We start from the raw sequence: 12,748 nt of genomic DNA on the forward strand, positions 1-12,748 counted from the left end.
CGTCGGGCTGCTCGCGCTCGCCGGCCCGGCCCACCGCCGGGGCACGCGGGCAGGGGCGACCTGCCGTGCGTCGTCCGGTCGTTCCACGCCACCCCCTTGGCCGTCCGGGACCATCCTGCCGTTCCTCCCCCTCAGGCCGTTCTCAGGGGTCCTGCGCACAATGGCGCCATGAACGAGAGCCCCGCCGGACCGGCACCCGTGGCAGCCGACCGGACGGCCCCTCCCGGGACGCCGGAGGAGGACTCTGCCACGAAGCGGGCCCGGCGCCGGGCAACCGCCGAGGTGTGGATCGTCCTCGGGCTCTCGCTCGGCCAGTCCGCGGCGTACTCGGTCATCAGCCTCGCCGCCAAGCTCACCGCCGGCCGCCCGCTCGCCCAGCAGACCGCGACGCTCAACGCCTCGCGGAGCGCGCGGCCCTACCTCGACCTCGTCTACCAGCTCGCGGACGTCCTGTTCACCCTCGTCCCGGTCGCGCTCGCGCTCTGGCTGCTCGCCGAGGGCGGCCGCAACGCGTTCCGGCTCGTCGGGTTCGACGTCCGGCGGCCGTGGCGCGACCTCGCGGAGGGCGCCGTCCTCGCCGCCGTCATCGGCCTGCCGGGCCTGGCGCTGTACGTCGTCGGCCGCGAGCTCGGCATCACGGCGCAGGTCGTCGCCTCCGGGCTCGCGCCGTACTGGTGGGCGGTGCCGGTGCTCGTGCTCCAGGCGGTGAAGAACGCCGTCCTCGAGGAGGTGGTCGTCGTCGGCTACCTCGTCACGCGGCTGCGCGAGCGCGGCTGGACGGTCTGGGCGGTCGTCGGGTGCAGCGCCGTCCTGCGCGGCTCGTACCACCTGTACCAGGGCTTCGGCCCGTTCGTCGGCAACGCCGTCATGGGCGTCGTCTTCGGGCTGTGGTTCGTGCGCCGCAAGCGGGTCATGCCGCTCGTCGTCGCGCACACGCTGCTCGACGTCGTCGCGTTCGTCGGCTACCAGCTCTTCGCGGACCGGCTCGGGCTGTAGCCGTCCGGGTCCCGGGGCGCAGTGGATCTGCGCGGGACGCCGTCCGGACGCATGCTGACGGGTGTGAGAGCAACCTTCTACAGCGAGTACGGCGGCCCCGAGGTCCTGCGGACCGGGGAGCTGCCCGACCCCAAGGTCGGCCCCGGCGAGGTCCTCGTCCGGGTCCGGAGCGCATCGGTGAACCCCGTCGACTGGAAGGTCATGTCCGGCGGCCTCGACCCGGTCATGGACGCGGTCTTCCCGGTCGTGCCCGGCTGGGACGTCGCGGGCGTCGTCGAGCGGGTCGGCTTCGACACCCCCGAGGTCTCGGCCGGCGACGAGGTGGTCGCCTACGCCCGCAAGGACGTCGTCCACGGCGGGACGTTCGCCGAGCTCGTCACCGTGCCGGTCCGGGCGATCGCCTACAAGCCGAAGTCGCTCGACTGGGACGCCGCCGCGGGCCTGCCGCTCGCCGGCCTCACCGCGCAGCGGGCCCTCGCGGCCGTCGGCCTCACGGACGGCGACACGGTGCTCGTGCACGCGGCCGCCGGTGGCGTGGGAGCGCTCGCCGTCCAGGTCGCCCGCGCGCTCGGCGCCCGGGTCATCGGGACGGCCTCGCCCGCCAACCACGACTTCGTCGCCTCCCTCGGCGCCGAGCCGGTCGCGTACGGCGACGGTGTCGTCGACCGGGTGCGGGCCCTGGCCCCGGCCGGTGTGGACGCGGTCGTCGACCTCGTCGGCGGCGTCCTCGACGTGACGACGGCCGTCCTGCGCGACGGCGGCCGGCACGCGAGCATCGCCGACGGCTCGGTCACCGAGGCCGGCGGCCGGTACGTCTGGGTCCGCCCCGACGGCCCCGGCCTCGCGGCCCTCGCCGACCTCGCGGACGGCGGCCACCTCAGCGTCCCCGTGGCCCGCACCTTCGGCCTCGACGAGGTCGCCGACGCCTTCCGGCTCAGCATGGAGGGTCACACCCGCGGCAAGATCGCGATCCGCGTCAGCGAGTAGCCGCGCGCTTGCTCTGCCATCAGGAGCGAGCCGGCGCCGAGCGCGCCACAGCTTCGTCGTTGCCCGCGGACACACCGCGAACTGCCCGGCGGGTCGCGGAGCAACGCCGAAGCTGTGGCGCGGCGTCCCGTGGCCGACACCGCCGCCCGCCCCGACGTTCACGGCCGGCCCGCTCGCTTGCTCTGCCATCACCAGCGAGCCAACGGCCCGGCCGGCCATCAGGCCCGGCGGACGCCACAACGCATACAGAAGCGGCCTTCTCGGCCGGTTGTGCCGCGAGAAGGACACTTCTGTATGCGTTGTGGTCGACGTCCCGACGGGCCTGGCTCGCTGCTGATGGCAGAGCAAACCATCGGGGACGACGTCTGCCCGGCTCGCCGGCACCCTCATCACGTGAGGGCAGAGCAAACCATCGGGACGACGTCCGCTCACCCGGAGGGCCGGATCCGGGGTGCGGAGCCGGGATCCGGTCGACGACCCCGGATCGGGCGCGGACGGCGGTCAGGCGGCGGAGGCGCTGTCCCGGGTCTGGTCGGCGGCGACCTTCTCGCGGGCGGCCTCGCGCTCGCGGGCCTCGGCGTCACGACCTGCCGGTGCGGCGGGCGCCGGGTCCTCGGTGACGACGAGGTGCGGGCTCGCGTGCAGGTCGTAGCGGACGTGCACGCCACGGGCGAGCATCAGCCACGCGACGCACAGCAGCGCGGTGACGAGGGTGACGATGCCGCCGAGGGCGATCGTCCAGCGGGCGCCGAAGGTCTCGCCGACCCAGCCGATGATCGGTGAGCCGATCGGGGTGCCGCCCATGAACACCGCCATGTAGAGCGCCATGACGCGGCCGCGCATCTCCGGGGGCGTCGTCATCTGCACCGTGGAGTTCGCGGCGGTCATGAGGGTCAGCGACGCCAGGCCGACGGGGACCAGGGCGATCGCGAAGAGCGTGTACGTCGGCATCACCGAGGCGACGAGGGCGAAGACGCCGAAGGCCATCGCCGCACCGAGCACGAGCCGCAGCCGCGGGTGCTCGCGACGGGCGGCGAGCAGCGCACCGCCGAGCGAGCCGATCGCCATGATGCTGCCGAGCAGGCCGTACTCCCCCGCACCCTTGTCGAAGACGAGCCGGGCCATGAGCGCCGTCGTCAGCTGGAAGTTCAGGCCGAACGTGCCGACCATGCCCACGACGACGAGGATGAGGAGGATGTCCCGCCGGCCGCGGACGTACCGCAGCCCCTCGCGGACGGCGCCCCTGCCGCGCACGGTCCGGGTCGGACGGCGCAGGTCGGCCACGCGCATCCGGGTCAGCGACAGCAGGACGGCACCGAAGGTCGCGGCGTTGATGAGGAACACCGGACCGGTGCCGAGCCAGTGGATGAGCAGGCCCGCGACGCCGGGGCCGATGAGCCGGCCCGCGTGGAACGAGGCGCTGTTGAGCCCGACGGCGTTCGGCAGGACCTCGACGGGGACCATCTCCGACACGAACGCCTGCCGGGCCGGGGCGTCGATCGCCGCGACGAGGCCGAGGCCGAAGGCGAGCGCGTAGACCATCCAGAGCTGCGCCGTCCCGGTGACGACGAGCAGGCCGAGCACGAGTGCGAGCAGGCCGGACGCCGTCTGGGTCGCCATGAGCACCCGGCGGCGGTCGAGCCGGTCCGCGACGGCACCCGCGACGGGCGCGAGCAGCAGCGCCGGGGCGAACTGCAGGCCGGTCGTGATGCCGACGGCGACCCCGGAGTTCTCGGTGAGCACGGTGAGGACGAGCCAGTCCTGGGCGACGCGCTGCATCCACGTGCCGGTGTTCGACACGATGGCGCCGGCGGCCCAGATCCGGTAGTTCGGGATGCTGAGCGAGCGGAACGTGGGACTCACGAGGCGGCGATCCTCCTCAGGATCTCGCTGGCGGCGGCGAGCGTCTCGCGCTCGGCGGGGGTGAGCTCGGCGAGGCGCCGGGCGAGCCAGGCGTCCCGCCGGCGACGGGTCTCGCGGATCGTGGCGGTGCCCGCGGCGGTGAGGGCGACGACGACCTGACGGCCGTCGTCCGGGTGCTCGCTGCGCGTCACCAGCCCGAGGTCGGCGAGCGCGGCGACCGTGCGGGTCATCGACGGCGGCTGCACCCGCTCGTAGGCGGCGAGCGCCCTCGGGCTCTGCGGCCCCTCCCGGTCGAGCAGCGCGAGCACGGAGTACTGGGCCTCGGTGAGGTCGGCGTCCGCCTTCTCGGCGCGGATCCTGCGGACCGTGCGCATGAGGGCCGGGCGCAGCTCCGCGGCCAGCCCGGCGGGCCGGCACTGCTGCTTGCCGGGCTGCCTGCCCGGGCGCGGGACGACTGTCTCCATGATGCTTAGCCTAACTCATTAGTCTTGCTAAGTATTTCCGCAAGGTCTTGCCTCACCAGCCCGGAGCAGCGACGATCGGCGCATGATTTTCATCGTGGTGCGCTGGCAGATCCGCCCCGAGCTCGCCGACGAGTGGCTGTCGATCGTCGGCCCCTTCACGGAGGCGACGCGGGCCGAGCCCGGCAACCTGTTCTTCGACTGGTCGCGGGACGTCGACGACCCGACGCGCTACACGCTCGTCGAGGCCTTCGCGGACGGCGACGCCGGCGTGGCCCACGTGCAGTCCGACCACTTCAAGGCGGCGATGGACACGCTGCCCGACGCGGTCGCGGCGAAGCCGGAGATCATCAACGTCGAGATCCCCGGCCAGTCCGGCTGGTCGGAGATGGGCGAGATCAGCCCGCGCTGACGACCCCGCCCGCCGGGGCGGGCGGCACGGGCGGCGCGGCCCGCCACAGCAGGACGGCGAGCGCCGCCGTCACCGGGACCCAGATCTTCTCCACGGCCGACGGCGAGGCGGCGTTCATCACCGCACCCAGCGCCATGAGGCCGGACGCCGCCCGGAGCACCCTGCGCCGGGTCGCCGGCCGGCCCAGCCGGCCCACGGCCACCGCGGCGAGCGGGCCGTAGACGACGAGGGTGCCCGCGCTCGCGCCCCGCAGCCCCGCGGGCAGCACGCCGGGATGCGCACCGCCCCAGGCCGCCGCGCCCCACGGCGCACCAGCGGCGAGGGCGACCTGGAACGCCGCCGTGACGGCGAGCAGGACCGCGGCGGCGGCCCCGGACCGGACATCCGGGCGGGGCACGGGCGGGCTCTCGACCATGCCCACCATCAGAACATATCTGCCAGATATCTACAACATCCGGCCGGCACCGGGCACGCGTCGTAGAGTCCCGACGTGGCCCGCCCCTCGCGCACCGACCTCGCCGTGCTCGGCGCGCTGTCGGTGCAGCCGATGAGCGGCTACGCGGTCCGGGCGGCGATCACCGAGACCCTGGGCCACTTCTGGAGCGAGAGCTTCGGGCAGATCTACCCCGCCCTCGCCCGGCTCGAGGCGGCCGGGCTGGTCCGCGCCGCCGCCGACGGCCGGACGTCGGGCCGGGTCTTCGAGATCACGGACGACGGGCTGGCCCGGCTGCGCGCGCTGCTCGCCGAGCCGGACGAACCGGCACCGCCCCGCAACGGGCTGCTCCTGCGGCTGTTCTTCGGCCGGCTCCTCGGCCCGGAGGTCTGCCGCGGCCTCGTCCGTGACGTCCGGGCGCGGGCCGAGGCGTCGCTCTCGACCTACGCGGCGCTGCGCCGCGAGGTCGAGGCCGAGCCGGACGCCGGCAACCGGGCCTACTTCCTCGTCACCGTGGCGGCCGGCGAGCACGGCGCCCGCGCCCAGCTCGCCTGGGCCGACGAGGCGCTCGCCCTGCTCGCCGCCGCGGACGACCCCGGAGCGCATTGACATGCAAGTGAATGCTTGCCTATGGTCGGGCCGTGGGTGACGTCTTCAAGGCGCTCGCCGACCCGACCCGCCGGGCGATCCTCGACGAGCTGACCGACCGCGACGGCCAGACCCTCTTCGAGCTCGTCACCCGGCTCGTGGGCCGGCACGGCCTGACGTCGTCCCGGCAGGCCGTCTCCCAGCACGTGGACGTCCTCGGGGCCGCCGGGCTCGTCACCCGCCGCCGCGAGGGCCGGTACACGTTCCACCACCTCGACACCCGTCCGCTGCGCGCGCTCCTCGACCGCTGGCCGCAGCCCCCACCACCCCAGGAGCAGACATGAGGATCGCCCTGACGAGCGTGTGCGTCGACGACCAGGAGCGTGCGCTGCGCTTCTACACCGAGGTGCTCGGCTTCGTGAAGAAGACCGAGGTGCCGCTCGGCGAGCACCGCTGGCTCACCGTGGTGTCGCCCCAGGACCCGGACGGCGTCGAGCTGCTCCTCGAGCCGGAGGGGCACCCCGCCTCCACCGTCTACAAGGCGGCGCTCGTCGCGGACGGCATCCCGTTCACCGCGTTCGCCGTCGAGAACGTGGAGGCGGAGCACGCCCGGCTCGTCGCGCTCGGCGTCCGGTTCACCCAGGAGCCGCTCGCCATGGGGCCGGTGACGACCGCCGTCCTCGACGACACGTGCGGCAACCTCATCCAGATCGCCACGATGCACTGACCCCGGCCCCGACGGGGCCGGCTCCGCCGACGGTCAGAACCGCGGCGGCTGCCGCCCGACGATCGGCATGACCTGGGTGATCGGCAGGTGCATCTCGTCGCTGTCGCCCTGGCCCCGACCCGGCGCGGGCTGCGACGCGGACGGCGCAGCGGGCTCGGCGTGCCGGGGCGCGAACAGGTCGTCCGACGGCGGCACGTACCCGCCCGACGGGAGACCGTGCCCGGGCTCGGAGTCGCCGTACCCGGCCCAGCGACTGCCGGCCGGGTCCTCGGGCCGGCCCGCCGGTGCCCCGTTCGTCGACGCACCGTTCGTCGCGGTGCGCGCCCGCCCGTTCGCGGAGCCGTTCGCCGAACCGTTCAGGGAGCCGTTCGCGGCGCCGTTCGCCCCGACGAGCACGGGAGGCGGCGGCGGCATCCGGGACGGCGCGGGAGCCGCAGCCGCGGCCGGTGCCACCGGCACGGGCAGCGGCGTGACCGGCAGCGGCGCGGCCTGGGCTGCTGCGGCCGCGGCGCGGCGCGCCCGGGCCAGCCGGCGGTCGAGCCACGTCACGACGAGCTCATGGACGCCCGGGGCGGTCTCGGGGCCGGGACCGCGCAGCTCGTGGTCGGCCTCCGGGACGACGACGCACGCGTGGTCGGTGTGGCCGACCGAGCGCAGTGCCGACAGCACGGCCTCGACGTTGCGCTGCACCGGCACGCTGAGGTCGGCGGCGCCCATGAGCGCGAGGACCGGGCAGGTGACGGCCGACAGCTCCGGCGCCGGGTCGACACCGACGAGCCGGGTGAAGAGCGGGACGTCCTGGGCCGTCAGCTGCGGCATGAGCCGGTACCAGGCCGCGGAACGGCAGGCGGCCTCGGCGTAGAGCACCTCGTCGGCGTCCGCACCGTCGGCGAGCCGGCGGAAGCGCTCCCGGAGCACCGCGACGGCGAGGCCGATCTCGTCGGTGCCGACGCCGTGCCGCTCGAGGCGGCGACCGAGCCGGTACTGCTCGACGGCGACCGGCTCGAGAACGGGCACGGACAGCAGGACGAGCCCGGCGAAAACCCGCGCGAAGGCCTCGGCCCGGATCCCGGCCCAGCCGGACTCCCCGACGACGAGCAGCGCGATCGCGTCGGCGGCGACGTCGCTGCGGGCCGCGAGCACCTCACGGGCGGCGAGCACCTCGCTCGCCCGGTCCCCCACGACCTGGCGGCGCCAGTCGCCCGTCGAACGGCCCGCACCGGGCGCGTCGTAGGCGAGGCTCGCGATGCCGGCGGCCGCGAGGCGCTGCTGCCACGTGCACGGCGCAGCACCGGCCTGCGGCGGCCGGACGAGAAGGACGGCGGGGTGCGGACCGGGCCACGGAGGCAGGACGACGTCACCCACCAGCCGGTCCATGCCGTGCCAGAAGGCGACCTCGCTGCTCACGGGGGCGAGAAGCACGGCGAGATCGTATGCCGCGGTGACTGCCCGTGTTGGCACAAGTCGAAGAATTCCCTGGTCGACTCCTCCGGTGATCACCAGACGTGACGAGGCTGACACGCAGACCTGTCGACGTCGGTGAGAGACCGGGTCCGCCCGGACCTGCCGGCACGTTCGGTCGGCAGCCCGCCGGACCACCCGTTCGGCGCACGCGCCGGGCCGCCGGCACGCGGTACACATGACGGCAGGAGATCGAACACCTGTTCGATGTCCGGGTCGAGCACCGAGACAGGGTCGAGCCGTCGCGGTCGCGGGCCGGCAGCACGCCGTCCGCCACCGCCGTGAGAGGCAGGCCCCGTGCCCGACCCCGTCCGGCCCGTCCAGCCCGTCCCGCCCGCCTCGCCCGTCACACCCGCCCGGGCCCGGGGCGACGTGCCACCGGCGGCCCGCGGCCCGTTCGGTCCCTTCGACCGGCCGCGCGTCGAGGCCCGGCACACCGACGGCCGCTGGTACCCCGGCCGGCTGCACGGCTGGGTCCGCGGCGACGGCGGGTGGCGGGCCGTCGTGACCTACGGGACGACGCCCGGCGTCCAGTACTACGGGTGCCTCGCGGCGTCCGCGGTGCGCCCGGCGGACGACGACGGGCCGGCTGCACAGGACGGCGCACGGGCCGACGGGCAGGTGCGCGGCGTGTCCGGCCCCGACCCCGGCGTGTCTTGACGGCGTGTCGCACGATGCCCGACGCTGACGTCCCCCGGACGGCCCAACCGCAAGGACGCCGTCCGGAGCCGCCCGCCAGGGGGCTGACCAGCCCGTACGTCCCGGGTGCCAGGGCACGGGACAGGCAGGGTCATCACCAGAGCGTCACCGTCCGCACACAAGATCTTGCGTTCTTCGTCGCGCTGCGTCGCCCACATGGCATGCTCACGCACCGCGGGGGGTTCGCGTCGTTCGTCATGGAGGGCCCAGTGGCCTGGTTCGCCTGGCAGTCTGCACTTTTCATTCTTCTGGCCTTCGTTCTCGGGTGCCTGGTCGGCTACTGGTACTGGCGTATCCAGTACCGCAAGGCCGCCTTCACCGAGTCCGAGGCCGTGACCGTCATCAGCCGTCGGCACGACAAGGCCGTCGCGGAGAAGGACGCCGAGATCGGTCGGCTCCAGTCGCTGCTCGCCGGCGGCGCGGGGGCGGCCGCCGTGGCCGGCTCCGCCGACGCCGCGGACGGCACCGCACCGGACGCCGACGGTGACGCCGACGGTGACGCCGGCACGTCGACCGACACGGACGCGACCGTGGTGACCGCCGAGGCGGACGCCGTCGCGGACGGCGCGGGCGGTGCGGAGGGCGACGACGCGGCCCCCACCACCGACGCGACCGCTGACGACACCTCCGCGGAGGTCACCGACGCGGCCGGCACGGACGCCGAGGGCACGGCCGAGGCCGCCGCCGCCGACGCTGCCGACGCCGACGCCGACGNGCAGCGTCGGCGGCGACGCCGACGCCGACGCCGAAGTGCAGGTCACGGACGACGCGGCCGGCACGCCGGACGCCGAGCCGGTGACCGTCGTCGCGCTGCCGGCGGACTCCGACCTGCCCGAGGAGACCGTCGTCGACGTCACCGACGACGCGGTCGCCGGCACCGACCAGGACGCCGTCGCCAACGCCGTCGCGCAGCTGCCGACGCAGAGCACGGGCGAGGACGACGTCATCGACCTGTCCGCCGTCGAGGACGGCGCCGGCACCGACGGTGCGGGCCAGGACGCGACCGAGGCCGACGAGCCGGCGGACGAGACGGCGACGCAGCCGGTCGCCGACGCGGCGCCGGACGCGGACGGGGCGGCCGCAGCGGCCGCTCCCGGGGTCGCCGCCGGGCTGGTCTCCGCCGCGGCCGGTGCGGACGACGACACCGTCGAGGACGACTCGGCCGAGGACGACCTCGAGCGGATCGAGGGCATCGGCCCGCGGATCGCGAGCGCCCTGCGCAGCGCGGGGATCCGGAGCTTCCGCCGGCTCGCGGACGCGGACGTGCCCACCCTGCAGGCGGCGCTCGAGGCGGCCGGCCTGCGGTTCGCGCCGAGCCTGCCGACGTGGTCGCGCCAGGCGCGCTTCCTCGCCGACGGTGACGAGGTCGGCTTCATCAAGCTCACCGAGTCGCTCGTCGCCGGCCGCGAGCCCGGCCGGAGCCGTTGATGCCCCGGGTCGACGAGAAGCAGAGCACCGACCCGCAGAGCACCGTCGAGACCGAGACGACGACGACCCGCACGGTCGAGGGGCACGTCTGGGAGCGCAGCCGGCGCAGCGTCGCCTGGCCGCTCGCGGCCGGCGTCCTCGGGCTCGCCGCGCTCGGGGTCGGTCAGGGCTGGCCGAACCGCAGCTCGATCGAGAACGACCTCACCGAACGGTCGACGACGGCCCTCGGTACCGCCACCGCCGACGTCTCGGTCTCCTTCGAGGGGCGCGACGGCGTCGTCACCGGCACGGTCGACACCGAGGCCGACCGGGCCCGCATCCTCGACACCGTGCGCTCGCAGAACGGCGTCCGGGTCGCGCTCGACAGGCTCGCCGTCCGGACGCCGGGGCCGACCGGCACCGCGACGCAGCCGCCGGCGACGCAGACGCCCGCGGTGACCCCGTCCCAGGCGCCGTCGTCGCCGTCCCCGGCGGCGACGACACCGGTCCCCACCGCGACGGAGACCGGCACCCCGACGCAGTCGCCGAGCACCTCGCCGACACCGTCGGCGAGCACGACGCCGGGCGGCACGGCGGGCACGGTGGCGCCGTCCGCGAAGCTCGTCGTGTCGACGTCCGGGATCACCCTCACGGGCACCATGCCCGACGAGGCGGCCCGGGACGCGCTCGTCGCCGCGGCGTCCGCCGTGGCCGGAGAGGGCAACGTCACCGACCGGCTGACGATCGACCCCGACGTCGCACCGGGCGGCCTCTCGGCCCTCGGCGGCGTCCTCGCCGGGCTCGGCCGGGACGCAGACGCGACGGTGACGCTCGACGGCGGCACCCTCGCGCTCGATGGCACGGTCGGCTCCGAGGAGGCCCGCCAGGCCGCCCTCGGTGCGGCCGAGGCCGTCGTCGGGGATGCCGCGAAGGTCCGCGACGGGCTCTCCGTGCGCAGCGACAGCGAGCAGACGGACGCCCAGGACGCCGTCCGGGCCGCGATCGCCGAGCTGCCGAAGATCACCTTCGCGACCGGCAGCGCGACGCTCACGAAGTCGGGCCGGGAGACCGTCCGCAACGTCGCCGAGATCCTCACGGCCTACCCGGACGTCGAGGTGCAGGTCCAGGGGCACACCGACGACCGTGGCTCGGACCGGGTCAACCGGGAGCTCTCCGCGGCCCGCGCGCGCACCGTGCTCGTCACGCTGCGCGGGCTCGGGGTGGAGCGCGACCGGCTCACGTCGAAGGGGTTCGGCGAGGCGAAGCCGGCGTTCCCGAACACGACGACGAAGAACCGGGCGAAGAACCGCCGGGTCGTCTTCGAGGTCCGCGGCTGACGCTCCACCGGCCCCTCCGGGCGCCGGCCCGCACGTCATGACGAAGGCCCCCGCCGGGCGGCGGGGGCCTTCGTCGTGCGGTGCGCGGACGCTCGATCGGACCGGCTCAGGGCTCGCGGTACGCGATCATCCCGGTCGCCTGCGCGCGGGGCCGGACGACGAGGGTGTCGATGTTGACGTGCGAGGGCCGGGTGACGGCGAACCGGACGACGTCCGCGACGTCGTCCGCGCTGAGCGGGACGAGGCCCTTGTAGACGTTCCTGGCGCGGTCGGCGTCGCCGTCGAACCGGACGAGGGAGAACTCGGTGTCGACCATCCCGGGCTGCACCTCGGTGATCCGGATCGGCTCGGCGACGAGCTCGATGCGCAGCGTGCGGCAGACCGCGTTCACCGCGTGCTTGGCCGCGGTGTACCCGGCCCCGCCCGGGTAGACCTCGAAGCCCGCGATCGAGCCGAGGACGACGATGTGCGCGTCGCCGCTCGCGCGCAGCGCCGGCAGGAGCGCCTTCGTCACCCGCAGCACGCCGAGGACGTTCGCGTCGAACATCCACCGCCACTGCTCGACGTCGCCGTCCTCGAAGCGGTCGAGGCCGAGCGCGCCGCCGGCGCTGTGCACGACGACGTCGACCGGGCCGACCTCGCGGGCGAAGGCGGCGACGGAGTCGTCGTCCGTGACGTCGAGCGCGAGCGCCCGGCCGCCGACCTCGGCGGCGAGCGCCTCGCACCGGTCGAGCCGCCGCGCGGCCGCGACGGTGTCCCATCCCTCGGCGGCGAGTGCACGCACCGTGGCCGCGCCGATACCGCTGCTCGCGCCGGTCACCACTGCTGTACGTCGTGTCATGGGCTCATCCCAGCACGTCACCGCCCTGCACCGCACCGGAAGGGAACCGGCGTGATGCGTGTCAACGTTTGTCGATCATGAGGCCGTCGTGACAGGCTGTGCCCCGCCGATGGGCGGTTGCAGCCACTCACGCGGCGCCGCGGCGGGGGCCGGGACCGGCGACCGACCGTGGCGCGAGCAGGAGAGGAGCGGCCGGTGCTCTGGTTCGTCCAGCAGTCCTTCGTGCTCCTGCTGCTCGCGTGGGTGCTCGGGCTCGTCTCCGGCTGGCTCGTCTTCGGGCGCAACCGCGGCTGGGCCGAGCCCATGACGGACATGATCCCGGTCGTCGACGCGGACCCGGCGGACGACGTCACCTGGGTGCCGGCGGAGTGGTCCGCGGCCCCGGACCACCACGACTACGCGGACCCGGTCTGGGCCGCCGAGGCCGGGCTCACCGACGACGACCTGCTCGCGCTGTCGACGGACACCGAGGTCTACCCGGCGGCCTCGAGGTCGCTCGCCATGAGCGGCCAGTAGGCGCACCGGAAGGTCGGGGG

The 12,748-nt window shown here is 75.0% G+C and carries 15 protein-coding genes; 10 read left to right on the forward strand and 5 right to left on the reverse strand.

Going from position 1 to position 12,748, the window contains the following annotated elements; all coding sequences use genetic code 11:
- Positions 1–168: 168 nt before the first annotated feature.
- Both EDJALFJO_RS12355 and EDJALFJO_RS12360 read left to right on the forward strand, forming a co-directional pair.
- Positions 169–996, forward strand: coding sequence for a CPBP family intramembrane glutamic endopeptidase (locus tag EDJALFJO_RS12355; protein WP_088285608.1), 828 nt, complete (start codon positions 169–171; stop codon positions 994–996).
- A gap of 63 nt (positions 997–1,059) precedes the next feature.
- Positions 1,060–1,983 (forward strand): NADP-dependent oxidoreductase, encoded by a 924-nt coding sequence (locus EDJALFJO_RS12360; RefSeq protein ID WP_198950237.1) that lies wholly within the window; start codon positions 1,060–1,062, stop codon positions 1,981–1,983.
- Between the two features lie 501 nt (positions 1,984–2,484).
- Here the strand turns inward: EDJALFJO_RS12360 and EDJALFJO_RS12365 are convergent.
- Positions 2,485–3,846 (reverse strand): MFS transporter, encoded by a 1,362-nt coding sequence (locus EDJALFJO_RS12365; protein ID WP_088285610.1) that lies wholly within the window; start codon positions 3,844–3,846, stop codon positions 2,485–2,487.
- Positions 3,843–4,310, reverse strand: a complete 468-nt coding sequence (locus tag EDJALFJO_RS12370) for a MarR family winged helix-turn-helix transcriptional regulator (RefSeq protein WP_088285612.1) — start codon at positions 4,308–4,310, stop codon at positions 3,843–3,845. Before EDJALFJO_RS12370 ends, EDJALFJO_RS12365 begins: the two co-directional genes overlap by 4 nt.
- A gap of 82 nt (positions 4,311–4,392) precedes the next feature.
- On the opposite strand from EDJALFJO_RS12370, the gene EDJALFJO_RS12375 reads away from it, so the two are divergent.
- Positions 4,393–4,719 carry a putative quinol monooxygenase gene (locus tag EDJALFJO_RS12375; RefSeq protein WP_088285614.1) on the forward strand — a complete coding sequence of 109 codons (327 nt, stop codon included), beginning with the start codon at positions 4,393–4,395 and terminating at the stop codon, positions 4,717–4,719.
- Here EDJALFJO_RS12375 and EDJALFJO_RS12380 read toward each other — a convergent pair.
- A complete protein-coding gene (locus tag EDJALFJO_RS12380) occupies positions 4,706–5,134 on the reverse strand; it encodes a hypothetical protein (RefSeq protein WP_143448538.1) in 429 nt (142 codons plus the stop codon). The two genes, EDJALFJO_RS12375 and EDJALFJO_RS12380, sit on opposite strands and share 14 nt — an antisense overlap.
- 75 nt (positions 5,135–5,209) lie before the next feature.
- Here EDJALFJO_RS12380 and EDJALFJO_RS12385 point away from each other — a divergent pair, with 75 nt between their 5' ends.
- From EDJALFJO_RS12385 to EDJALFJO_RS12395, 3 genes are read left to right on the forward strand one after another with little or no spacing between them, the layout of a single operon-like run.
- Positions 5,210–5,761: a PadR family transcriptional regulator gene (locus EDJALFJO_RS12385; protein ID WP_088285618.1), complete on the forward strand. Its 552-nt coding sequence runs from the start codon at positions 5,210–5,212 to the stop codon at positions 5,759–5,761.
- A gap of 32 nt (positions 5,762–5,793) precedes the next feature.
- Positions 5,794–6,084: a helix-turn-helix transcriptional regulator gene (locus EDJALFJO_RS12390; RefSeq protein ID WP_088285620.1), complete on the forward strand. Its 291-nt coding sequence runs from the start codon at positions 5,794–5,796 to the stop codon at positions 6,082–6,084.
- A complete protein-coding gene (locus tag EDJALFJO_RS12395; protein WP_088285622.1) occupies positions 6,081–6,467 on the forward strand; it encodes a VOC family protein in 387 nt (128 codons plus the stop codon). The genes EDJALFJO_RS12390 and EDJALFJO_RS12395 overlap by 4 nt, the downstream gene beginning before the upstream one ends.
- Positions 6,468–6,500: 33 nt before the next feature.
- Here the strand turns inward: EDJALFJO_RS12395 and EDJALFJO_RS12400 are convergent, their stop codons facing one another.
- Complete coding sequence (locus tag EDJALFJO_RS12400; RefSeq protein WP_088285624.1) at positions 6,501–7,889, reverse strand: S9 family peptidase; 1,389 nt, start codon at positions 7,887–7,889, stop codon at positions 6,501–6,503.
- A 336-nt stretch (positions 7,890–8,225) separates the two neighbouring features.
- Here EDJALFJO_RS12400 and EDJALFJO_RS12405 point away from each other — a divergent pair, with 336 nt between their 5' ends.
- From EDJALFJO_RS12405 to EDJALFJO_RS12420, 3 genes are all read left to right on the forward strand, one after another.
- Positions 8,226–8,588, forward strand: coding sequence for a hypothetical protein (locus EDJALFJO_RS12405; RefSeq protein ID WP_088285626.1), 363 nt, complete (start codon positions 8,226–8,228; stop codon positions 8,586–8,588).
- Between the two features lie 834 nt (positions 8,589–9,422).
- Complete coding sequence (locus EDJALFJO_RS36410; RefSeq protein ID WP_088285637.1) at positions 9,423–10,055, forward strand: helix-hairpin-helix domain-containing protein; 633 nt, start codon at positions 9,423–9,425, stop codon at positions 10,053–10,055.
- Entirely contained in the window at positions 10,055–11,371 is a 1,317-nt protein-coding gene (locus EDJALFJO_RS12420) for an OmpA family protein (protein ID WP_088285630.1), read from the forward strand. Before EDJALFJO_RS36410 ends, EDJALFJO_RS12420 begins: the two co-directional genes overlap by 1 nt.
- A gap of 106 nt (positions 11,372–11,477) precedes the next feature.
- Here EDJALFJO_RS12420 and EDJALFJO_RS12425 read toward each other — a convergent pair whose 3' ends face one another.
- Positions 11,478–12,212, reverse strand: coding sequence for an SDR family oxidoreductase (locus tag EDJALFJO_RS12425; RefSeq protein WP_088285632.1), 735 nt, complete (start codon positions 12,210–12,212; stop codon positions 11,478–11,480).
- A gap of 195 nt (positions 12,213–12,407) precedes the next feature.
- On the opposite strand from EDJALFJO_RS12425, the gene EDJALFJO_RS12430 reads away from it, so the two are divergent.
- A complete protein-coding gene (locus EDJALFJO_RS12430; RefSeq protein WP_088285634.1) occupies positions 12,408–12,728 on the forward strand; it encodes a hypothetical protein in 321 nt (106 codons plus the stop codon).
- Positions 12,729–12,748: the final 20 nt, after the last annotated feature.

The sequence above is a fragment of the Kineosporia sp. A_224 genome, assembly GCF_002198655.1.
Taxonomy (GTDB): Bacteria; Actinomycetota; Actinomycetes; order Actinomycetales; family Kineosporiaceae; genus R-H-3.